This window comes from uncultured Streptomyces sp., assembly GCF_947488945.1.
Classification (GTDB): domain Bacteria; phylum Actinomycetota; class Actinomycetes; order Streptomycetales; family Streptomycetaceae; genus Streptomyces.
This window is the reverse complement of the sequence record NZ_CANLBS010000007.1, coordinates 62,451-83,739: the sequence shown is the minus strand read 5'-3', so window position 1 is coordinate 83,739 and position 21,289 is coordinate 62,451. Positions and strand designations below refer to the sequence as shown.

The 21,289-nt window shown below is 73.7% G+C and carries 16 protein-coding genes; 12 read left to right on the top strand and 4 right to left on the bottom strand.

Annotated features, from left to right (window positions below; all coding sequences use genetic code 11):
* The first annotated feature begins 196 nt into the window (after positions 1–196).
* Positions 197–907: a DUF4190 domain-containing protein gene (locus tag Q0994_RS13155; RefSeq protein WP_299533269.1), complete on the top strand. Its 711-nt coding sequence runs from the start codon at positions 197–199 to the stop codon at positions 905–907.
* Between the two features lie 113 nt (positions 908–1,020).
* Here the strand turns inward: Q0994_RS13155 and Q0994_RS13150 are convergent, their stop codons facing one another.
* On the bottom strand, positions 1,021–1,578 hold the full coding sequence (locus tag Q0994_RS13150; RefSeq protein WP_299533266.1) for an NADAR family protein: 558 nt from the start codon (positions 1,576–1,578) through the stop codon (positions 1,021–1,023).
* 228 nt (positions 1,579–1,806) lie between these two features.
* Between Q0994_RS13150 and Q0994_RS13145 the strand changes: the two genes are divergently transcribed.
* From Q0994_RS13145 to Q0994_RS13110, 8 genes are all read left to right on the top strand, one after another.
* Complete coding sequence (locus Q0994_RS13145) at positions 1,807–3,324, top strand: gamma-aminobutyraldehyde dehydrogenase (RefSeq protein ID WP_299533264.1); 1,518 nt, start codon at positions 1,807–1,809, stop codon at positions 3,322–3,324.
* Positions 3,325–3,371: 47 nt separating this feature from the next.
* Positions 3,372–4,622, top strand: a complete 1,251-nt coding sequence (locus Q0994_RS13140) for a PotD/PotF family extracellular solute-binding protein (protein ID WP_299533262.1) — start codon at positions 3,372–3,374, stop codon at positions 4,620–4,622.
* Positions 4,623–4,695: 73 nt separating this feature from the next.
* Positions 4,696–5,892 (top strand): ABC transporter ATP-binding protein, encoded by a 1,197-nt coding sequence (locus Q0994_RS13135; protein WP_299533260.1) that lies wholly within the window; start codon positions 4,696–4,698, stop codon positions 5,890–5,892.
* Positions 5,889–6,833 carry an ABC transporter permease gene (locus tag Q0994_RS13130; RefSeq protein ID WP_299533259.1) on the top strand — a complete coding sequence of 315 codons (945 nt, stop codon included), beginning with the start codon at positions 5,889–5,891 and terminating at the stop codon, positions 6,831–6,833. Before Q0994_RS13135 ends, Q0994_RS13130 begins: the two co-directional genes overlap by 4 nt.
* The gene (locus Q0994_RS13125) at positions 6,833–7,636 is read left to right on the top strand and encodes an ABC transporter permease (RefSeq protein WP_299533256.1); all 804 of its coding nucleotides are present in this window, start codon (positions 6,833–6,835) and stop codon (positions 7,634–7,636) included. Before Q0994_RS13130 ends, Q0994_RS13125 begins: the two co-directional genes overlap by 1 nt.
* A 23-nt stretch (positions 7,637–7,659) precedes the next feature.
* Positions 7,660–9,075, top strand: a complete 1,416-nt coding sequence (locus tag Q0994_RS13120) for an FAD-binding oxidoreductase (RefSeq protein ID WP_299533253.1) — start codon at positions 7,660–7,662, stop codon at positions 9,073–9,075.
* Between the two features lie 149 nt (positions 9,076–9,224).
* Entirely contained in the window at positions 9,225–9,716 is a 492-nt protein-coding gene (locus Q0994_RS13115; protein ID WP_299534126.1) for a hypothetical protein, read from the top strand.
* A gap of 149 nt (positions 9,717–9,865) precedes the next feature.
* On the top strand, positions 9,866–11,695 hold the full coding sequence (locus Q0994_RS13110; RefSeq protein WP_299533251.1) for a chitinase: 1,830 nt from the start codon (positions 9,866–9,868) through the stop codon (positions 11,693–11,695).
* Here the strand turns inward: Q0994_RS13110 and Q0994_RS13105 are convergent.
* Both Q0994_RS13105 and gabT read right to left on the bottom strand, forming a co-directional pair.
* Positions 11,646–12,473, bottom strand: coding sequence for a phosphatase PAP2 family protein (locus Q0994_RS13105; RefSeq protein WP_299533248.1), 828 nt, complete (start codon positions 12,471–12,473; stop codon positions 11,646–11,648). The genes Q0994_RS13110 and Q0994_RS13105 overlap by 50 nt on opposite strands.
* Before the next feature lie 148 nt (positions 12,474–12,621).
* A complete protein-coding gene (gene gabT / locus Q0994_RS13100; protein ID WP_299533245.1) occupies positions 12,622–13,962 on the bottom strand; it encodes a 4-aminobutyrate--2-oxoglutarate transaminase in 1,341 nt (446 codons plus the stop codon).
* 256 nt (positions 13,963–14,218) lie between these two features.
* Here gabT and Q0994_RS13095 point away from each other — a divergent pair, with 256 nt between their 5' ends.
* The gene (locus tag Q0994_RS13095; RefSeq protein ID WP_299533242.1) at positions 14,219–16,621 is read left to right on the top strand and encodes an ATP/GTP-binding protein; all 2,403 of its coding nucleotides are present in this window, start codon (positions 14,219–14,221) and stop codon (positions 16,619–16,621) included.
* A 14-nt stretch (positions 16,622–16,635) separates the two neighbouring features.
* On the opposite strand, the gene Q0994_RS13090 is transcribed toward Q0994_RS13095, so the two are convergent.
* Entirely contained in the window at positions 16,636–17,499 is an 864-nt protein-coding gene (locus tag Q0994_RS13090; protein ID WP_299533239.1) for a DUF1963 domain-containing protein, read from the bottom strand.
* Positions 17,500–17,841: 342 nt separating this feature from the next.
* Between Q0994_RS13090 and Q0994_RS13085 the strand changes: the two genes are divergently transcribed.
* Positions 17,842–19,416, top strand: a complete 1,575-nt coding sequence (locus tag Q0994_RS13085; RefSeq protein ID WP_299533236.1) for a PucR family transcriptional regulator — start codon at positions 17,842–17,844, stop codon at positions 19,414–19,416.
* A 269-nt stretch (positions 19,417–19,685) separates the two neighbouring features.
* Positions 19,686–21,131 carry an aldehyde dehydrogenase family protein gene (locus Q0994_RS13080; RefSeq protein WP_299533233.1) on the top strand — a complete coding sequence of 482 codons (1,446 nt, stop codon included), beginning with the start codon at positions 19,686–19,688 and terminating at the stop codon, positions 21,129–21,131.
* The last annotated feature ends 158 nt before the right edge of the window (positions 21,132–21,289 follow it).

The following is a 21,289-nucleotide window of genomic DNA, read 5'->3' as shown; positions in this document are numbered from 1 at the left end:
CCCGGCTGCGACCGGACGCACCGGTCATCGTAGGCGGGCGTCCGGACGCCGGGCGGGACGCCTCCGGCAGCCGGGCGGGACGACCGCCGCACGCCGGGGGGCGGCCGCGCCCGCGGGGCCGTGTACCGGCCCGGAAACGGCCCGGCAAGATCCACGGCCGAGGCCCTAGCATGACGGGACACGATGGGGGAGGCCCATGTCAGAGAACACAGAGCCCGGGGGCGGGGCGGCACCGCGCGACCCCTGGGCGCCGCCGGACAGCAGGGTGGACCTCGGTAAGCGGACCGGTGAGCCGAGTCCGCCGGCCGTGCACGACCAGCGGACGGTCACCTCGATGCCGGGCGCCGCACCGGCGGCCCCGCCGGGCGCGGGCCACGGTCCGCCGCCCGGCACCGGCCCGATACCCGGGGCCTTCGGGCCGCCCGGACCGGCCGACGTACCGCCGCCACCCGCGGCGCCGTACGGAGCGGCGCCCCTCGCGGGTCCGCCCGCCGGGCAGTACGGCTACCCGCCCCCGCAGCCCTACCCGGGCGGCTACCCCGGTTACGACCCCTTCGGCGGGCACGGCTGGGCGCCGGCGCCCTCCAACGGCATGGGGACCGCCGCCCTGGTGCTCGGCATCGTCGCGGTGGTGGGCATCTGCTTCGGAGGCATCGGCGCGCTCGTCGGCATCCCGGCCCTCGTCTTCGGCGTCCTCGGCCGGGGCCGTGCCAAGCGGGGCGAGGCCAACAACGGCGGCATGGCGCTCGCCGGGATCATCCTGGGCTCGATCGGCGTGGTCGCCGGGGCCGCGTTCCTCGGGTTCATCGTCTGGGCGGGCATGCAGGACGGCGCCGGGGACGACGAGCCGAGCGGTTCGTACGACGACCCCTTCGCCACCTCGCTGGTGGTGGACACCTCCCGCTGACGGACGGACGGACGGACGGCCGCCGCGGGCCGGGTCGCGGGGGCCGGTGCTCAGGACCCGCGCGACCCGGCCCGCGCGCCGCGCCGGTCAGCCCGGCGCAGGGAACGCGCCGGTCAGCCCGTGCCCTGCGCCCGCAGCCGGTCCCGCGCCTCCATGAGCGCGAAGCCCAGCAGGTTGAGACCGCGCCACCGCGCCGGGTCCCCGGCGCGTGGATCGTCCACGGCCAGTCCGATGCCCCAGATCCGGTCCAGCGGGCTCGCTTCCACCAGCACCCGGTCGCCGGTGTTCAGCAGGTACTCCCGCAGCCGCGGGTCGGCGCCGAACTTGTGGACGCCGCCGGCCACCACCAGGGCGAACCGCTCGCGCTCCCAGACCTCCTCGTCGAAGTCCCGGACCAGCCGCCCCGCCTTCTTCGCCGCGGCCGGACCGGCCGCCGACAGCGCCGCCCGCTCCGCCTCCGCGTCACCGAACAGCCGGGCCTTCCCGGCCATCATCCAGTGCTCGGCCGAGGCGTAGGCGACCCCGTCGACGGTGAACGGCGAGGGCCACCACTGGCTGAGGCAGCCTGGCCCCACGCCGCCGTCCCGCTGCGGCCGGTGACCCCAGAACCACAGGTACTTCACACGCTCCCCGCGCGCGACCCGCGCCACGAGTTCCTCCCGATGTCCCATGCCGGCCGAGTCTGGCACCCGCCGCTGACAACGGCTCGGGGATTTCCCCCGCCCGGTGGCTGCGTCGGGGAGACAGGCGTACCGGCTCCCGACGCAATTCGTTGCGTAACCAAATGGCAACAACGGAATCCCTTGTTGGGGGCGGTGCTCTCTGTCAGGATCGGCAACCAACTCACGGAGAAGCTGCGCCATCCCCGTCCAGCGGGGACGGCTGCGGAGGAGAACGTCATGCGCAACGACTTCCGGCCGGCCGAACGCTTCGCGAAGGGTGGGCAGTTCATCGACGGAAGCCCGCGCCCCGGCACGTCCGGCCGTTTCCACGACGTGGTCGACCCCGCCACCGGCCGCACCGTCCACCGCTACGAACTGGCCTCGGCGGCGGACGTGGACGACGCGGTGGCCGCCGCCCGCGCCGCGTTCCCCGGCTGGTCGGGGGCGACCCCCGCCGCCCGGTCCGAAGCGATGCACCGTTTCGCCGCCGTGCTCGCCGGGCAGGCCGAGGACCTCGCCCTCGCGGAATCCCTCCAGTGCGGCAAGCCCCTCAAGCTGACCACCGAGTTCGACGTGCCCGGCACCCTCGACAACGTGAGCTTCTTCGCCGGCGCCGCCCGCCACCTGGAGGGCAAGGCCGCCGCGGAGTACGACGGCGACCACACCTCCTACGTGCGCCGCGAGGCGCTCGGCGTCATCGGCTCCGTCGCCCCCTGGAACTACCCGCTCCAGATGGCCGCGTGGAAGATCCTCCCCGCGATCGCCGCGGGCAACACCATCGTCCTCAAGCCCGCCGAGAACACCCCGCTGACCTCGCTGATGTTCGCCGAGGCCGCCGCGGAGGCGGGCATCCCCGCCGGGGTCGTCAACATCGTCAACGGCACCGGGGCCGAGGCGGGCGAGCACCTCGTCGGCCACCCCGACGTGGTGATGACCTCGTTCACCGGCTCCACCCCCGTGGGCCGGCGGGTCGCCGAGGTGGCCGCGGCCACCGGCAAGCGGCTCCACCTCGAACTCGGCGGCAAGGCCCCCTTCGTGGTCTTCGACGACGCCGACCTCGAAGCCGCCGCGCACGGGGCGGTCGCCGCCTCCCTGATCAACACCGGCCAGGACTGCACCGCAGCCACCCGCGCCTACGTCCAGCGACCGCTGTACGACGCGTTCGTCCGCGAGGTCGCCGCGCTGATGGAGACCGTGCGGCTCGGCGACCCGCTCGACCCGGCCACCGACCTCGGCCCGCTCATCAGCCGCGCCCAGCGCGACCGGGTGGCCGGCTTCGTGGACCGGGCCCGGGCCGCCGGGGCCACCGTCGTCACCGGCGGGGCGGCCCCCGGCGGCCCGCTCGCCGACGGCGCCTACTACCTCCCGACGCTGATCGCCGACGCCGCCCAGGACAGCGAGATCGTCCAGGCCGAGATCTTCGGACCGGTCCTCACGGTGCTGCCGTTCGACACCGACGACGAGGCGTTCGCACTCGCCGGCGACACCCCCTACGGCCTCGCCGCCTCCGCCTGGACCCGGGACGTCTACCGGGCCGGCCGCGCCACCCGCGAACTCGCCGCGGGCTGCGTGTGGATCAACGACCACATTCCGATCATCAGCGAGATGCCGCACGGCGGATACCGGGCCAGCGGCTACGGCAAGGACATGTCGGCGTACTCCTTCGAGGAGTACACGCAGGTCAAGCACGTGATGTACGACAACACCGCGGTCGCCAGGAAGGACTGGCACCGCACCGTCTTCGGGGACCGATAGCAGCGGACCGCTCCGGCGGACCTCACCACCCGAAAGGGCTCACACGCATGGACAGTCACGAGCCGGAGCGCCTCAGCCCGGTCCAGATCGCCGCGATGCGGCGCAGCCTGACGAACGGCAGGGGCTCGCTCACCCGCCGCTCGCTGCTGCGCGCCTCGGGCATGGGGGCGGTCGCCCTCGGCGGGCTCGGCGCGCTCAGCGCCTGCGGCATCCCGCCCGCCAAGAGCTCGGCCGACGGCGCCGCGGTCTTCGACGACCGGTCGGCGAAGGAGAAGGTGGTCAACTTCTCCAACTGGACCGAGTACATGGACGTCAGCGAGGACGAGAAGCACCGTCCCACACTGGAGGCGTTCACCGAACGCACCGGCATCCGGGTGAAGTACACCGAGGACATCAACGACAACGTCGAGTTCTTCGGCAAGATCAAGCCGCAGCTCGCCGCCGGCCAGAACACCGGCCGCGACCTCATATGCGTCACCGACTGGCTGGCCGCCCGCATCATCCGGCTCGGCTGGGCGCAGAAGCTCGACCCGGCCAACCTCCCGCACGCCTTCGCCAACCTCTCGGCGCAGTTCCGCACCCCCGACTGGGACCCGGGCCGCTCGTACTCGTACGCCTGGACCGGCATCCCCACCGTCATCGCCTACAACGTCAAGGCGACCGGCGGGCGGAAGATCGACTCGGTCACGCAGCTGCTCGACGACCCGAAGCTCAAGGGGAAGGTCTCCTTCCTCTCGGAGATGCGGGACTCCATCGGGATGACCATGCTCGACATGGGCAAGGACCCCGGGGACTTCACCGACGCGGACTTCGACGCGACGGTCGGCCGCATCCAGAAGGCCGTCGACAAGAAGCAGATCCGCCGCTTCACCGGCAACGACTACACCGCCGACCTCAGTAAGGGCGACATCGCGGCCTGCATCGCCTGGGCCGGCGACATCATCCAGCTCCAGGCCGACAACCCGGACATCCGGTTCTCGATCCCGTCCGCCGGCTACATCACCTCCAGCGACAACCTGCTGGTCCCCGCGAAGGCCACGCACAAGGCCAACGCCGAGAAGCTCATCGACTACTACTACGAGCCCCCGGTGGCGGCCCAGCTCGCCGCGTACATCAACTACGTGTGCCCGGTGGACGGCGTGCGCGAGGAACTCGCCAAGATCGACCCGGCGATGGCGGCCAACACCCTGATCCTGCCGGACAAGGAGATGGCGTCGAGGTCCCACGCCTTCCGCTCGCTGTCGTCCGAAGAAGAGACGGCTTACGAGGAGAAGTTCGCCAAGCTCATCGGCGCCTGAGCCCGCCGGCCGCCCGGCGCGGCTCCCGGCACCCTTCCCGATCCTCCTCCAGAACACACTGGGACTGCGACCCATGACTCAGCAGCAGACCGCGGGCGGCGACGTCCGCCTCTCCGGGATCAGCAAGACGTACGGTTCCTTCACCGCCGTGCACCCCCTCGACCTCACCGTGCCGCAAGGCTCCTTCTTCGCCCTGCTCGGCGCGTCGGGCTGCGGCAAGACCACCACCCTGCGGATGATCGCCGGTCTGGAGGACGCGACCTCCGGCACCGTCTCGCTCGGCGACCGCGACATCACCCGGCTGCCCCCGCACAAGCGGCCGGTGAACACCGTCTTCCAGAGCTACGCCCTCTTCCCGCACCTGGACATCACCGAGAACGTGGCCTTCGGCCTGCGCCGACGCGGCATCAAGTCGGTGAAGAAGCAGGTCGACGACATGCTGGAACTGGTGCAGCTCGGCGACTTCGCGCGCCGCAAGCCGCACCAGCTCTCCGGCGGCCAGCAGCAGCGCGTCGCCGTCGCCCGCGCGCTCATCAACCACCCGCAGGTACTGCTGCTGGACGAGCCGCTCGGGGCCCTGGACCTCAAGCTCCGCCGTCAGATGCAGCTCGAACTCAAGCGGATCCAGACCGAGGTCGGCATCACCTTCGTGCACGTCACCCACGACCAGGAGGAGGCCATGACGATGGCCGACACCGTCGCGGTGATGAACGGCGGCCGGGTCGAGCAGCTCGGCGCCCCCGCGGACCTCTACGAGAACCCGGCGTCCACCTTCGTCGCCAACTTCCTCGGCACCTCCAACCTCATCGAGGGCGAGATCGTCTCCGCCGGCGCCGACCTCGTGGTCGCCGCGGTCGGCGGGAGACTCGGGCTTCCCGGCGCCCGCTGCGCCGCGCCCGCCACCACCGGCGGGAAGCTGCTCGTCGGCGTCCGCCCGGAGAAGATGTCCCTCGCGCACGCCGACGACGCCGGAAGGATCGCGGACGGCCGCAACCGGATCGCCGGACGGATAGCCGACTCCAGCTTCATCGGCGTCTCCACCCAGTACGTCGTGACCACCCCGACCGGGGCGAGCCTCCAGGTCTACGAGCAGAACATCGAGCGCGACACCCGGCTGGTCCCCGGCGCCGAGGTCGTCCTGCACTGGAACCCCGCCCACACCTTCGGCCTCGACGCCGCCCAGTCGGTGCTGGCCGGCACCGCGGACGAGGGCGAGCCGGCCGCCGCGCACGCCGGGCCCTCCACCGCGAAGGCCGAGGCCGGGGCGTGAGCGTCACCGACGCGCCGCCGGCGCCCGCCCCGCAGCCCGCCGCGCCGGCGGGCGACCCGAAGCCGTACCGGGCGCCGGCCCGCAAGCGCCTGGTGCCCTACTGGCTGCTGCTCCCCGGCATCCTGTGGCTGCTGGTCTTCTTCGCCCTGCCCCTGGTCTACCAGGCGTCCACCTCCGTCCAGACCGGTTCGCTGGAGAAGGGTTTCGAGGTCACCTGGCACTTCGCGACCTACTGGGACGCCCTGGGCGACTACTACCCCCAGTTCGTCCGCTCCCTCCTCTACGCGGGCTCCGCCACGGTCCTGTGCCTGGTGCTCGGCTACCCGCTGGCCTACCTCATCGCCTTCAAGGCGGGCCGCTGGCGCAACCTCGTCCTGGTGCTGGTCATCGCGCCGTTCTTCACCAGCTTCCTCATCCGCACCCTCGCCTGGAAGACGATCCTCGCGGACGGCGGGGCGGTCGTGGACGTGCTGGACACCCTGCACGTCCTCGACGTCACGAGCTGGCTCGGCTGGACCGAGTCGGACCGGGTGCTCGCCACCCCGATGGCCGTCGTCTGCGGCCTGACGTACAACTTCCTGCCGTTCATGATCCTGCCGCTCTACACCTCGCTGGAGCGCATCGACGGACGGCTGCACGAGGCGGCCGGCGACCTCTACGCCACCCCCGCCACGACGTTCCGGAAGGTGACGTTCCCGCTGTCGATGCCCGGCGTCGTCTCCGGCACCCTGCTGACGTTCATCCCCGCCAGCGGCGACTACGTCAACGCCGAACTCCTCGGCTCCACCGACACCAAGATGGTCGGCAGCGTCATCCAGAGCCAGTTCCTGCGGGTACTGGACTACCCGACGGCCGCCGCGCTCTCCTTCATCCTGATGGCGGTCGTCCTCGTGATGGTCACCGTCTACATCCGCCGCTCCGGGACGGAGGACCTGGTCTGATGCCAGTTCTGCGCTGGATCCGCCGCCACTTCGTCGTCATCGCCGGGCTGCTGACGCTCGCGTACATGATCGTGCCGAACGTCGTCGTGATGGTCTTCTCCTTCAACGACCCCAACGGCCGCTTCAACTACGCCTGGCAGCGGTTCTCCCTCGACGCCTGGAAGGACCCCTGCGGAGTCGCCGACCTGTGCGGCTCGCTCTCGCTCTCCCTCCAGCTCGCCGCCTGGGCCACCGTCGGCGCCACCGTGCTCGGCACGATGATCGCCTTCGCCCTGGTCCGCTACCGCTTCCGGGCCCGCTCGACCGTCAACTCGCTGATCTTCCTGCCGATGGCCATGCCCGAGGTCGTCATGGCCGCCTCGCTGCTCACCCTCTTCCTCAACATGGGCGTGCGGCTCGGCTTCTGGACCATCCTCATCGCGCACATCATGTTCTGCCTCAGCTTCGTCGTGACGGCGGTCAAGGCGCGCGTGATGTCGATGGACCCCCGGCTCGAAGAGGCCGCCCGCGACCTCTACGCCGGACCGGTCCAGACCTTCCTGCGGGTGACCCTGCCGATCGCCGCCCCCGGCATCGCGGCGGGCGCGCTGCTCGCCTTCGCCCTCTCGTTCGACGACTTCATCATCACCAACTTCAACGCCGGCTCCACCGTGACGTTCCCGATGTTCGTCTGGGGATCGGCGCAGCGCGGCACGCCCGTGCAGATCAACGTCATCGGCACCGCCATGTTCGTCATCGCGGTCCTGGTGGTCCTGCTCGGCCAGGTCGTCTCCCACCGACGGAAGAACGCGGCCCGGCCCTGACTCGCTCGAAGGAGTGGAAAAACATGGCCCCAGCAGCCATGCGTACCGCCGCACGTTCCCTCGCCGGCGCCAAGCCGGTCTCCTACTGGCTCGACGACCCCGGCCGGCCCGCGGCACTGCCCGCCCTGGCCGGTGACGAGCACGCCGACCTGCTGGTGGTCGGCGGGGGATACAGCGGGCTGTGGACCGCTCTGCTCGCCAAGGAACGCGACCCCGGCCGGGAGGTCGTGCTGATCGAGGGGCACGAGGTGGGCTGGGCCGCCTCGGGCCGCAACGGCGGGTTCTGCGCCGCCTCCCTCACCCACGGCCTGCCCAACGGCCTGGACCGCTGGCCGGACGAGATCGCGAAGCTGGAGGAACTGGGCGCGCGGAACCTCGACGCCATCGAGGACGCCGTCGCCCGGTACCGCATCGACTGCGACTTCGAACGCTCCGGCGAGATCGACGTCGCCACCGAGCCCCACCAGCTCGACGAACTGCGCGCCTGGCACCGGGAGGCCCACGACCGGGGATTCACCGGCCTGGAACTGCTCGACCGCGACCAGGTGCGCGCCGAGGTCGACTCCCCCACCTTCCTCGGCGGCCTGCTCGACCGGCGTGGCGTCGCCATGCTCCACCCGGCCAGGCTGGCCTGGGGCCTGAAGCGCGCCTGCCGCGAGCTGGGCGTGCGGATCTACGAGAACACCCGCGCGACCGCGTTGGCGCCCTCGGGGGCCGGCATGGCGGTCCGCACCCCCTACGGCAGGGTCTTCGCCCGCCGCGTCGCCCTCGGCACCAACGTCTTCCCCTCCCTGGTGCGGCGGGTCCGCCCGTACACCGTGCCGGTCTACGACTACGCGCTGATGACCGAACCGCTCGACGCCGAGCGCCTGGCCGCCGTCGGCTGGAAGAACCGGCAGGGGCTCGGCAGCAGCGCCAACCAGTTCCACTACTTCCGGATCACGCCGGACCACCGCGTCCTGTGGGGCGGCTACGACGCGATCTACCCGTACGGCGGCCGGCTCGATGCAGGACTCGACCAGCGGCCGGAGACGTTTCTGACCCTCGCGGAGCAGTTCTTCACCTGCTTCCCGCAGCTCGACGGGGTGCGGTTCAGCCACGCGTGGGGCGGCGCGATCGACACCTGCTCGCGCTTCTCCGCCTTCTTCGGCACGGCCCACCGGGGCCGCGTCGCCTACGCCGCCGGCTACACCGGACTGGGCGTCGGGGCCACCCGGTTCGGCGGCGAGGTGATGCTCGACCTGCTGGCGGGGGAGCGGACCGAGCGGACCGGCCTGGAGATGGTCCGTTCCAAGCCGGTGCCCTTCCCGCCGGAGCCGTTCGCCTGGGCGGGCATCACCCTCACCAAGCGGTCGCTGGCCCGCGCCGACCGCCACGGCGGACGGCGCGACGCGTGGCTGCGGACCATGGACCGGCTGGGGCTGGGCTTCGACAGCTGACCGGGGCCGCGGCGCCGCTGTGATCCACTTCACCCGGCTGATGCGCGGAACCCGCGTCATGATCCGGCCCCACCGCTCTCTCATCCGTGCACGCACCGGCGCGGAAAGGCCGCCGGTGCCATCGGACGAGGGAGGAACCCATGACGGGCATGTCGGGCTCGGGGGAGAACAGGGCGGCCGTCGACTGGCTCGCCTCGGCGGCGCCGGATCCGGACGTCTGCCGGTGGGAATGGGAGCGCAGCCCCCACGGGGTGGCGCTGCTGCCCGCCGGCAGGCGCTGGGACGTGCTCATCCTGCCGGGGGAGCTCGGCTACCCCACGCTGGACGTGCTCACCCGGCTCATCGACCGGCCCGGCCCGGTCCTCGCCGACTTCGGCGACGCCCGGATGGGCTTCTTCGTGCCGCCGGGCACGGTCGGCCGCTGGATCGGCACGGGGGTGCGCGGGGCGGGCCGCGGCACCTGGATCGTCGTCCCCCACCCGGCCCGCCCGGCGGGCGGCGTGCGCTGGCTCGTTCCGCCCGACGGGTCCGGAACGCTCACCGACGCCACCGTCCTGGAGCTCGCCATGCACGAGGCGGCGGGCGCGGCGGCCCGCCGGGAGAGCGGACGGGAGGAACCCGGCGGGCGCGGCGACGGGTGACCCGGCCGCCGCGGACCGCGCGGCGAGGGTCCGCCCCCGGGATTTCCGCAGTGCGCCGGCGCCCGCGAACGCCAGTGGTCTTGACAACTTGATTGGTCTGGACCAAATTGTGCGCGCCACGTCCAACCACCCCCCGTACGGAGGCTGTTGTGGAACGCACCGGACCCCCCGCCCGCTTCACCCGTCTGCTGTCCCTCCTGTCCGCGGCCCTCCTCGGGGCCGGCGCCCTCGTCGCGGTGGCGCCCGCGGCCGGGGCGGCCGACGCCGAACTGGCCGCCAACGGAGGGTTCGAGGCCGGTCTGACCGGCTGGAACTGTCCCGCCGGAGCCACCGCCGTCACCACCCCCGTGCACACCGGGACCTCCGCCCTGAAGGCGACACCCACCGCCGGCGACCACGCCCGCTGCGCCCAGACGGTGACCGTCAGACCGAACTCCGCCTACACCCTCAGCGCCTGGGTGCGCGGCTCCTACGTCTACCTCGGGGCGAGCGGCACCGGCACCACCGACGTCTCCACCTGGACCGCCTCCGCCGGGGACTGGCAGAAGCTGACCACCGCCTTCACCACCGGCGCCTCCACCACCTCGGTGACCGTCTACACCCACGGCTGGTACGGCATGCCCGCCTACTACGCCGACGACCTGTCGCTCGTCGGCCCCGGCGGCGCCCCCGTCACCGTGCCCGCCGCCCCCGCCGCGCCCACCGCGGGCACGGCCACCGCCACCTCGGTCCCGCTGTCCTGGCCCGCCGTCCCCGGCGCCACCGGCTACACCGTCTACCGGGGCGGAGCCAAGGCCCTGTCGGTCACCGGGACCTCCGCGACCGTCACCGGCCTCGCCGCCTCGACCGCGTACAGCTTCCAGGTATCGGCGACCAACTCCGCCGGGGAGTCGCCGCGTTCCGCCGCCACCACGGTCACCACCCCGGCCGGCGGCGGGGGAGGCGGCGGTGGCGGCGCCGGGCTGCCCGCCCACGCGCTGGTCGGCTATCTCCACTCCAGCTTCGCCAACGGCTCCGGCTACACCCGCATGGCGGACGTGCCCGACTCCTGGGACGTCATCAACCTCGCCTTCGGCGAGCCGACCTCCGTCACCTCCGGCGACATCCGCTTCTCGCTCTGCCCGGTCGCCGAGTGCCCGAACGTCGAGAGCGAGGCGCAGTTCAAGGCGGCCATCGCCGCCAAGCAGGCCGCGGGCAAGAAGGTGCTGATCTCCATCGGCGGCCAGAACGGCCAGGTGCAGCTCGCCACCACCGCCGCCCGCGACGCCTTCGTCACCTCGGTGTCGAAGATCATCGACACCTACGGCCTCGACGGCCTCGACATCGACTTCGAGGGCCACTCGCTCTCGCTGAACACCGGCGACACCGACTTCCGCTCGCCGACGACCCCCGTCATCGTCAACCTGATCTCCGCCGTGAAGTCGCTGAAGGCGAAGTACGGGCCGGACTTCGTCCTGACCATGGCCCCCGAGACCTTCTTCGTCCAGCTCGGGTACCAGTACTACGGCTCCGGCCCCTGGGGCGGCCAGGACCCGCGCGCCGGGGCGTACCTCCCGGTCATCCACGCCCTGCGCGACGACCTGACCCTGCTGCACGTCCAGGACTACAACTCGGGCTCGATCATGGGTCTGGACAACCAGTACCACTCGATGGGCGGCGCCGACTTCCACATCGCCATGACGGACATGCTGCTCACCGGCTTCCCGGTCGCGGGCGACGCCACGAAGGTCTTCCCCGCGCTCCGTCCCGAGCAGGTGGCGATCGGACTGCCCGCCTCCACCCAGGCCGGCAACGGCCACACCAGCCCCGCCGAGGTCACCAAGGCGCTGAACTGCCTGACGAAGAAGACCGACTGCGGGACCTACCAGACCCACGGCACCTGGCCCGCGCTGCGCGGGCTGATGACCTGGTCGATCAACTGGGACCGCTTCAACGGCTACGCGTTCGCGCAGAACTTCGACGCGTACTTCGGGAGCTGACGGTCAGCAGGTACAGCGGGCAGAGCAGCAGCCCGCACAGCCACAGGCTGCCCAGCACGTCCAGCGGCCAGTGGTAGCCGTGCAGCACCAGACCGGAGCCGGTCGCCGCCGTCAGCACCGCGGCGGCGGCCGGCAGCGGCCACCGCCTGCGCGCGTACGGCATCAGCAGCAGCGCCGCAGCCCCGTAGGCCACCGCCGCCGTCGCGGTGTGCCCGGACGGGTAGTAGCCGGTGTACGGGACCAGCGGCCCCTGGCGGTCCACGCCGAACTTCAGGGGCATGACCAGCAGCGGGACCGCGATCATCGTGAGCGCCGCGCACAGCACGGTGCGGCGGGCGCCGCGCCACAGCGCGTACATCAGCGCGCAGGCCAGTACCGGGAGGGCGACCTGCATCCCGCCGAGGTCGGAGCAGAACTGGCTGAGCCAGGAGGGGCCGCGGCCGAACATCCGGTGGCCGACGCGCTCGTCGAGGCGCAGCAGCGGACCGGAGACCGCCACCTGCCAGGTGGTCAGCGCGAAGAGGACGGCCAGCACCGGCACGCCGAGAAGGAGGAGGGGGGCCGGCCGTCCGGGAACAGGGGGGGTTGTTCCGGGACGGCCGGCGGGATCGGTGCGCCGCGCGCCCCGGGGGGTGTGGGGCGGGCGGCCGTCCGATCGGTGAGGAGACCCGGAACCAGAGGCTCCGGCAACGTGCGCCAAGGCACCACCGGGCAGGCGCCGGGGAAGCTCCGGCCCGATGTCGCCCGCAGTCTCCTGCGGGCGGGGCGTTTCTCTCATCTGCGGAAACCGTACGACAACCCGCGGCCCCCGGACAGGGGGAACCTCATCCCGCCATCGGCCCCGCACACGTTCTTCACACGCCCTCACCCGCTCGCCTGGTATCCCCGTGGAGAAGGCTTCCACGGGGACCGGTCGTTCGCACATCTCAGACGGTGGCGAAAGCCTGCTCGATCACGTCGAGGGCCTCGTTGAGCAGGTCCTCGCCGATGACCAGCGGCGGCAGGAAGCGCAGCACGTTGCCGTAGGTGCCGCAGGTCAGCACGAGTACGCCCTCCGCGTGGCACGCCTTGGCGAGCGCGGCGGCGGCCTGCGGGTCCGGCTCCGTCGTGCCGGACCGCACCAGCTCGATCGCGATCATCGCGCCGCGGCCGCGGATGTCGCCGATGATGTCGCCGTTGGGCAGCTTGGCCTGCATCTCGGCCAGCCGGCCCTTCATGACCGACTCGATGCGCTTGGCCTTGCCGTTGAGGTCCAGCTCGCGCATCGTCTCGATCGCGCCGAGCGCGCCGGCGCAGGCGACCGGGTTGCCGCCGTAGGTGCCGCCGAGGCCGCCTGCGTGCGCGGCGTCCATGATCTCGGCGCGGCCCGTGACGGCGGACAGCGGCAGACCGCCCGCGATGCCCTTGGCGGTCGTGATCAGGTCCGGGACGATGCCCTCGTCCTCGCACGCGAACCACTGGCCGGTACGGCAGAAGCCGGACTGGATCTCGTCCGCCACGAAGACGATGCCGTGGTCCTTCGCGAACTGCGCGACGGCCGGCAGGAAGCCCTTGGCCGGCTCGATGAAGCCGCCCTCGCCGAGCACCGGCTCGATGACGATCGCGGCGACGTTCTCCGCGCCGATCTGCTTGTTGATCAGGTCGATCGCCTGGGCGGACGCCTCGGCGCCGGCGTTCTCGGCGCCCGTCGGCCAGCGGTAGCCGTACGCCACCGGCACGCGGTACACCTCGGGGGCGAACGGGCCGAAGCCCTGCTTGTACGGCATGTTCTTCGCCGTCATGCCCATGGTCAGGTTGGTGCGGCCGTGGTAGCCGTGGTCGAAGACGACCACCGCGGTGCGCTTGGTATAGGCGCGGGCGATCTTCACCGCGTTCTCGACGGCCTCGGCGCCGGAGTTGAACAGCGCGGACTTCTTGGCGTGGTCGCCCGGCGTCAGCTCGGCGAGCTGCTCGCAGACCTCGACGTACCCCTCGTACGGGGTGACCATGAAACAGGTGTGGGTGAAGTCGGCGAGCTGCGCGGAGGCGCGGCGCACGACGGCCTCGGCGGAGGCGCCGACCGACGTCACGGCGATGCCGGAACCGAGGTCGATCAGCCGGTTGCCGTCCACGTCCTCGATGATCCCGCCGCCCGCGCGGGCGGTGAACACGGGCAGCGTGGAGCCCACGCCCGCGGCGACGGCCGCGAGGCGGCGGGCCTGCAGCTCCACCGACTTCGGGCCGGGGATGGCGGTGACGACGCGGCGCTCCTGCGGGATTGCGGTCATGAGGGGCTCCTGGGGGATGTTTCGGACGCTTCCTACGCAGGCTAGGGGCGACGCCGCGGCGGGGTCATGCTCCGATCGGGAGTGGTGGGGGCGTGTCCTTGTCCGCGGCGGACAGGTGGCCGGAGGCCGGCCGGGACGGTCCGGCACGCCCGCCTTTGCGGCCGCGTTGCTGAACTCCCCGTACGGGGACACTAGATTGGTCCGGGCAGGGCAGGGCGGCAGTGGACGGACCGGCAGGTCGAGGGGGCAGGGGTTCATGGACGACGACGCGCAGGGTGCGAGGGGCACGCGCGGTGCGCGGTGGGAGGGCGGCCTCCCGGACGGCCGCCGGCACCCGGCGCCCCCGCCCGGCCTGCCCCACGTGCCGCCCCCGGCCGGCCCGCCGGCCCCGCCGCCGATGCCCGCCGCGCCGCCGCGGGCGGCCGCCACGACCGTCCAGTGGCTGAACGCGCCCCGGCCCGCCGTGGCGCCCGGCGTGTGGCGGTACGGCCACCGGCCCAAAGCCGCCGAGCAGCCGCGGCGCCCCTCCCTGCTGGCCCCCGCCATCGCGCTGGCCCTCTGGCTGGTGGTCTGGGTGCTGCTCGTGGACATGCGGGTCCCCTACGTGCGCTACCCCCTGGTGATGTTCACGCCCGGCGAGTGGTGGACCTTCGACCGGCTGCGCCCCGGCGTCCCGAGCCTCGCCTGGTCGATCCAGACCCTCTACAACCAGGCCCTGGTCCTGCTGGCCGGACTCTGGGCGGCCCGGGTGGGCAACTGGGCCGGGGTCTACCACTTCTACGCCAAGGGTGACCCGGCCCGCGCCCGTCTGCTGGTCTCCGTGTCCGGCGCGGTGATCGCCCTCTGGCTGGTGCTGACCGACCGGGTCCCGCTCGACGTGGTCATCGCGCTGTTCCCGCAGAGCTGGTTGCAGGGCGGCGGCAACCGCTACGTGGCCGGCCTCTTCGGCAACCTGCTCAGCCTGCTGATCGCCGCCGCGGTGGTGTGGCCCTTCGCCCGGCTGGGACGGTGGCCCGACGCGGTCCGCCGCCGGCGCCGCGGCGGGTCCCCGCGCGAGGACCGGCCCCGCCCGGAACCCGAACAGCCCGGCACCGCCGCCGCGTACTGGCCCGAACTGCGGGCGGCCGGCCTCACCGACGCCGCCGAGGCGCTCACCGCCGCCGTGCACGGGGGCCGGCTGAACGACGTGGACTGCGTGCGGGTGCGCCACGCCTGGGACACCGCCCGGAACGCCCCCGACCGGCTCGCCTCCTTCACCGAGACGGTGCTGCGTCGTGGGAGCGACGCCTTCCTCCACCCCTCCGGCAGCCGCGACCTGCCGCTGCGCACCGTCGCGCACGACCCGCTCACCGGCCAGGTCCGGATCGGCGACTGCGCCGACGACCCGCGCAACCCGCGCCCGCTGCGCGGCGCGGGCGCCGCCCTGGAGCCCGCCCTGCTGGGCACCTCCCTCCTGGTGGTCGGCCCGCCCGGCTCCGGCAAGACCACCCGGGTGATCCGCCCGGTCGTCGAGTCCCTCTCGCTCGCGGCGCTCACCGGCCGCGCCGCGGTGGTCGCGGTCGGTGGAAGCGGCGGCCGGCTCGGGCCGGACGAGGCGTACGACGTCGTCGTCAAGATCGGCGATCCAGCCTCCGCGCACGACCTCGACCTGTACGGCGGCACCACCGACCCCGACGAGGCCGCAGCCGTCCTCGCCCAGGGGCTGGTCGGCGACACCCCGTCCGTCGACAGCCGCCGCGCCGCCACCGTGCTCGGCCAGCTCCTCGGCCCGTTCCGGGCCGCCCACGGCCGGTTCCCCGGCGTGCCCGAACTCCGCGAACTCCTGGAAGGGTCCGCCGCCGCGCTCACCGCGCTGCGCCAGGCGCTGGAGGCGGCCGGCCAGGGCCCGATGCTCCGCGAACTCGACGTCCGGGTGCGTCAGGCGGGCAGCGCCGGCGACCCGGCGGCGGCCCTCGCCGACCGGATCGCGGTGCTGGACCGGCCCGCCTTCGCCGGCTTCTTCGCCACCGGCCACGACGCCCGGCCGTTCTCGCTGCGGGCCCTGGAGAAGTACCCGCTGCGGGTCCGCGTCGACCTGCCCGAGCGCGGGCACGCCGACGCCTCCCGGATGCTGGCCCGGCTCGTGCTGGCCCAGTTCACCGCGGTCGCCGAGGCCCGCGCCGACCGCGCGCGGTTCCTCTGCCTCGTCCTGGACGACGCCACCCAGGCCGTCTCCGCCGAGGCCGTCCGGGGCATCAGGCTGCTGCGGTCCGCCCACGCGGGGGTCGTCCTCGCCCTGCGGACCCTGGACGACGTGCCGGAGGAGCTGCACACCGCGCTGCTGGGCGCGGTCGGCTGCAAGGCGGCCCTCTCCGGCGTCACCACCTGGGACGGCAAGCGGTTCGCCGAGGCCTGGGGCAAGGAGTGGGTGGAGGTCCGCGAGGTCGCCGAGCACGGCGTCTTCGCCGACCAGCCGCTCACCCGCGCCCTGCACGGGCTGCGCAAGATGGCCACCGGCAAGGCGGTCACCACCGAGGCGGTCACCGTCCGGCAGGTCGAGCGGGAGCGCTGGTCGGCTTCCGCGCTGGCCTACGAACTCCCGCCGGGCCACGCGGTGGTCTCGGTCACCACCGCGGCGGGCGAGCACGCCCCGCCGATGCTGGTGGCACTGCGCGGCTGACGGCGCCCCGGCGGTCAGGGGTTCCAGAAGACGGTGGTGAACACGCGCTCGAAGCGGTGCGCGGCCAGATCCTCGCGCTGGATCACCCAATGGACGGTGGAGCCCTCCCGGTTCCGCACGTGCCTGCCGGCGTACCAGTCGGCGAGGAGCACCCAGTCCGCGGCGTCGGCCGAGACCGGCCCGTCCCAGTGACCCGCCTCCACGGCCTCCGCGGCCGTCGACGCGGCGATGTCGACGGGGTCGAACTCGACGGCTTCCTCGTCCGCGTACCCCCCGATCTGCAGGGGCCCCGACGGGGCGATGCGGTCCTGCGTGTCCTCCCAGACCTCCACGAGGTCCGAGCAGCGCGGGTGCTCGGGGAGGTACAAGGCTTCCCGCTCACCGGGGGGAACGACGAACTGGTGGTACGGGAGCGACACGTCGGCTTTCGCCCGCAGCGGGCCCTGCGGATAGTCCGCGAACACCTTGTCGTCGTCGGCGGCGTGCGCGGTGTTCCAGGCGTGCGGGTCCCGCGGCGTGACCGCGGTACCCGCGGCGACGTGGACGACGCCGCCCGCGGGCCCTACGCCGTCGGGCTCGAGCGCGGCGAAGAACAGCAGGTGGCCGTCGGGGGGCAGGGGCAGGTCCGTCGCACCGGCCGGCAGCGCGGCGAGGTCGACGGAGGCGACATGGGGATGCACGGGGTCCGGGGCGTCGGCCGGAAGCAGGAGGGGGCCGCCGAACCGGCCCACGACCGGCCCGCCCTCCTCGTCGGCCGGCGTCAGCGTCAGACAGGGGCGGGCCGTGGCCAGCCACCGCTCCACATCCTCGGCAGGTACGCCCCGCGCTTCGGCCTCCGCGCGGAAGAGGCCGAAGCGGTCCCACGTATCAGATGTCATGGGCGCACCGTAGCGGTACGGCCGGCGAAGCGCGGGTCCGGGTCATGTCCCGTGCGGCGGCGGGCCGTTGGGCCCCTCCCCGAAAGGGGGCAGGTCGCCGGAGAGGCGGTGCCCGAGGGTCTTGCGGCACGTGTCCGGCCTCGACCGCCCTCGGCGGACCGCGGGCCGCCGAGGGCGGTCGAGAAGCGGGGCGGACGAGCCGCCCGCGGTCCACGTGGCCGCGCTCCGGCGCACCCGTGCCCGCGCGAGCCCTCCGACGTCCCCGGCACTTCGCCGCCCTGGCAGAATCGGAGGTGACCGTTCGGACGGGACGGCGCAATCGATGTGAAGGTTTTCCGGTCCATGCCCCCCACGCTCGCCTCACTGGTCCAGCACTCGGCGCTCAAGCTCACGGTGCGCGCCGGAGCCGACCGGCTGGACACCCCCGTGCGCTGGGCCCACGCCAGCGAACTCGCCGACCCCGTTCCGTACATGGACGGCGGTGAACTCCTCCTGGTGACCGCCACCAACCTGCCCGCCGACGACCCCGAGGCCATGCGGCGCTACGTCCGGCGGCTCACCGACGCCGGGGTGGCCGGGCTCGGCTTCGCCGTCGGCGTCGCCTACGACGACATCCCCGAGGCGCTGACCGCCGCCGCCGAGGAGGCCGGGATGCCGCTGCTGGAGGTGCCGCGCCCGACCCCCTTCATCGCCATCACCAAGGCCGTCTCCGCCGCCATCGCCGCCGACCAGTACCGGGCCGTCACCGCGGGCTTCGAGGCGCAGCGGGACCTGACCAAGGCCGCCGTGGCCGGGGACGGCCCGGCCGTGCTGCTGGCCCGGCTCGCCGCGCAGGTCGACGGCTGGGCCGCGCTCTACGACACCTCGGGCGCGGTCGTCGCCGCAGCCCCGGACTGGGCCGCCCGCCGCGCCGCCCGGATCACCCCGGACGTCGAGCGGCTGCGCGACCGCCCCGCCCCGGCCAGCGTCGTCGTCGGGGACGCCGACGACCGGGTGGAGCTCCAGTCGCTGGGCGCCGGCCGCCGCGCCCGTGGCGCCCTCGCGGTGGGCACCGGCTCGGCCCTCGGAACCGCCGAACGCTACGCGGTGCACTCCGCGGTGGCCCTGCTCACCCTCACCACCGCCCGCTCCCGGTCGCTCCAGGGCGCGGAGCAGCGCCTGGGCGCCGCGGTGCTGCGGATGCTGCTGTCCGGCCAGCCCGACCACGCGCGGGCCGTCGCCGGGGACCTGTACGGCGGCCTGCTCGACGCGCCGTTCCGGCTGCTGATCGCGGAGGCGGCGGCGCCGTCCGGCACCGACCCCTTCGCCGAGACGCTGGAGGCCGCCGCCGCCCGCTGCGGAGAGCCCCTGCTGACCGTCCCGGAGGGGGACCGGCTCGTGGTGCTCGCCGCCGACGGCGGGGCGGTCGCCGCCGCCTGCCACGCGTACGCCGCCGCGCAGGACGTCCGGCCGGCCCGCGACCCCGGCGGCGAGGACGGCCAGACCGTGGTCGGCCTGTCCGCCCCGGCCGGTCCGGTCACCGTCTCCCTCGCGTACAAGCAGGCCGAACAGGCGCTCACGGTGGCCCGCCGGCGGGGCAGGGCACTGGTCGAGCACGAGGAGGTGGCGGCCGGGTCGGTGCTGCCGCTGCTGGCCGACGACGCGGTCCGCGCCTTCGCCGACGGGCTGCTGCGCGCCCTGCGCGAGCACGACAAGAAGGGGCGGGGCGACCTCGTCGAGTCGCTGCGCGCCTGGCTCTCCCGGCACGGCCAGTGGGACGCCGCCGCGGCCGACCTCGGCGTGCACCGGCACACCCTGCGCTACCGGATGCGCCGGGTCGAGGAGATCCTCGGTCGCTCGCTGGACGATCCGGACGTCCGGATGGAGCTCTGGCTGGCCCTCAAGGCCACGTCCGCCAGCCCGCCGACCACGCCGTGACGGTGGCCCCGGCGCGACAACGGCGGTCCGGGGCGACCGGTCGGCCGTAACGGACGTCCGGAGGGCGCGCCCGGACCGGGGGCACGCGGACGGGGACACGCAGACCGGGACGCGCGGGGCGGGGGCCGCAGGGGCGCACGCACGCGGGCGCGCCCCCGACGAACCGGCGTGTTCGCCCGCTCCGGCGCTCCATCCCGGACAAACCACCTGGCCGTCCGGCCGCCCTACGGTGGGCACACGACACCCACGACCCGAAGGGCCGGACCTCCATGACCTCCACCCACGCCTTCTGGCTGGCCGGCCGCCGCGCCACCGGCGAGGACAGCTTCGACGTCACCAACTCCTGGGACGGCCGGCTCGTCGGCACCGTCAGTGTGCCGACCGACGCCCAGATCGAGGAGGCCGTCGCCGCCGCGCACGCCGTGCGCGAGGAGTTCGCCGCCACTCCGGCGCACGTCCGCGCCGCCGCCCTCGACCACGTGGTGAAGCGCCTGGTCGAGCGCACCGAGGAGATCGCCCAGCTGATCTCGGCGGAGAACGGCAAGCCGATCAAGTGGGCGCGCGGCGAGGTCGGCCGGGCCGTCTCCGTCTTCCGCTTCGCGGCCGAGGAGGCCCGCCGCTTCAACGGCGGCGACGCCCAGCGGCTGGACACCGACGCCGGCGGCACCGGCCGTCTCGGCCTGACCCGCCGCTTCCCGCACGGCACCGTGCTCGGCATCGCGCCCTTCAACTTCCCGCTCAACCTGAGCGCGCACAAGGTCGCCCCGGCCATCGCCGTCGGCGCCCCGATCATCCTGAAGCCCGCCCCGGCGACGCCCATCTCCTCGCTGGTCCTCGGCGAGTTGCTGGCCGAGACCGACCTGCCGGCCGGCTCCTGGTCCGTGCTGACCGTGCCCAACGACCGGATGCCCGCCCTCGTCCAGGACGAGCGGCTGCCCGTGATCTCCTTCACCGGTTCCGGCCCGGTCGGCTACTCCATCCTGGAGTCCGTGCCGCGCAAGCACTGCACGCTGGAGCTCGGCGGCAACGGCGCGGCCGTCGTCCTCGGCGACTGGTCTTCCGACCAGGACCTGGACTGGGCCGCCTCCCGCATCGCGACCTTCTCCAACTACCAGGGCGGCCAGTCCTGCATCTCGGTGCAGCGCGTCATCGCGGACGCCTCGGTCTACGACCGGCTCGTCCCGAGGATCGTCGCCGCCACCGAGGCCCTCGTCACCGGTGACCCGTCGGACGCCGCCACCGACGTCGGCCCGCTGGTCAGCGAGGCCGCCGCCGAGCGCGTCGAGTCCTGGGTGGACGAGGCGGTCGCGGCCGGCGCCGAGCTGCTCACCGGCGGCAAGCGCGACGGGGCCACCTACGCCCCGACCGTCCTCGCGGGCCTGCCCGCCGACGCCACCCTCGCCACCGAGGAGGTCTTCGGCCCGGTCATGTACGTCCAGAAGGTGAACGGCGAGGCCGAGGCGTTCGAGGCCGTCAACTCCTCCCAGTACGGCCTCCAGGCGGGTGTCTTCACCCACGACCTGCAGGCCGCCTTCCGCGCCCACCGCGCCCTGGAGGTCGGCGGCGTGATCATCGGCGACGTGCCGTCCTACCGCGCCGACCAGATGCCGTACGGCGGCGCCAAGCAGTCCGGGGTCGGCCGCGAGGGCGTCCGCTACGCGATGGACGACTACACCTACGAGCGCGTCCTGGTCCTCACCGGCCTGGCCCTCTAGCCCAGCCGGCCGCCGCACCCGGCGGCCCTCCGGCCCCCCGCCCGCCCTCCGCGAGGACAGCGACGGTCCGGGCGGGGACGGAAGGCGGGCAGCAGCCCACTGTGCGGGGGCTGCTGCCCGCCTTCCGTGCGTCCGGGGCACCCCCGGACGGCCGAACA

What these genes read in the sequence shown, in the direction of transcription:
- Q0994_RS13155 (WP_299533269.1), top strand. Translation starts at nt 197, where the DNA reads ATGTCAGAGAACACAGAGCCCGGGGGCGGGGCGGCACCGCGCGACCCC.
- Q0994_RS13150 (WP_299533266.1), bottom strand. Translation starts at nt 1,578, where the DNA reads ATGGGACATCGGGAGGAACTCGTGGCGCGGGTCGCGCGCGGGGAGCGT.
- Q0994_RS13145 (WP_299533264.1), top strand. Translation starts at nt 1,807, where the DNA reads ATGCGCAACGACTTCCGGCCGGCCGAACGCTTCGCGAAGGGTGGGCAG.
- Q0994_RS13140 (WP_299533262.1), top strand. Translation starts at nt 3,372, where the DNA reads ATGGACAGTCACGAGCCGGAGCGCCTCAGCCCGGTCCAGATCGCCGCG.
- Q0994_RS13135 (WP_299533260.1), top strand. Translation starts at nt 4,696, where the DNA reads ATGACTCAGCAGCAGACCGCGGGCGGCGACGTCCGCCTCTCCGGGATC.
- Q0994_RS13125 (WP_299533256.1), top strand. Translation starts at nt 6,833, where the DNA reads ATGCCAGTTCTGCGCTGGATCCGCCGCCACTTCGTCGTCATCGCCGGG.
- Q0994_RS13120 (WP_299533253.1), top strand. Translation starts at nt 7,660, where the DNA reads ATGGCCCCAGCAGCCATGCGTACCGCCGCACGTTCCCTCGCCGGCGCC.
- Q0994_RS13115 (WP_299534126.1), top strand. Translation starts at nt 9,225, where the DNA reads ATGTCGGGCTCGGGGGAGAACAGGGCGGCCGTCGACTGGCTCGCCTCG.
- Q0994_RS13105 (WP_299533248.1), bottom strand. Translation starts at nt 12,473, where the DNA reads ATGAGAGAAACGCCCCGCCCGCAGGAGACTGCGGGCGACATCGGGCCG.
- gabT (WP_299533245.1), bottom strand. Translation starts at nt 13,962, where the DNA reads ATGACCGCAATCCCGCAGGAGCGCCGCGTCGTCACCGCCATCCCCGGC.
- Q0994_RS13095 (WP_299533242.1), top strand. Translation starts at nt 14,219, where the DNA reads ATGGACGACGACGCGCAGGGTGCGAGGGGCACGCGCGGTGCGCGGTGG.
- Q0994_RS13090 (WP_299533239.1), bottom strand. Translation starts at nt 17,499, where the DNA reads ATGACATCTGATACGTGGGACCGCTTCGGCCTCTTCCGCGCGGAGGCC.
- Q0994_RS13085 (WP_299533236.1), top strand. Translation starts at nt 17,842, where the DNA reads ATGCCCCCCACGCTCGCCTCACTGGTCCAGCACTCGGCGCTCAAGCTC.
- Q0994_RS13080 (WP_299533233.1), top strand. Translation starts at nt 19,686, where the DNA reads ATGACCTCCACCCACGCCTTCTGGCTGGCCGGCCGCCGCGCCACCGGC.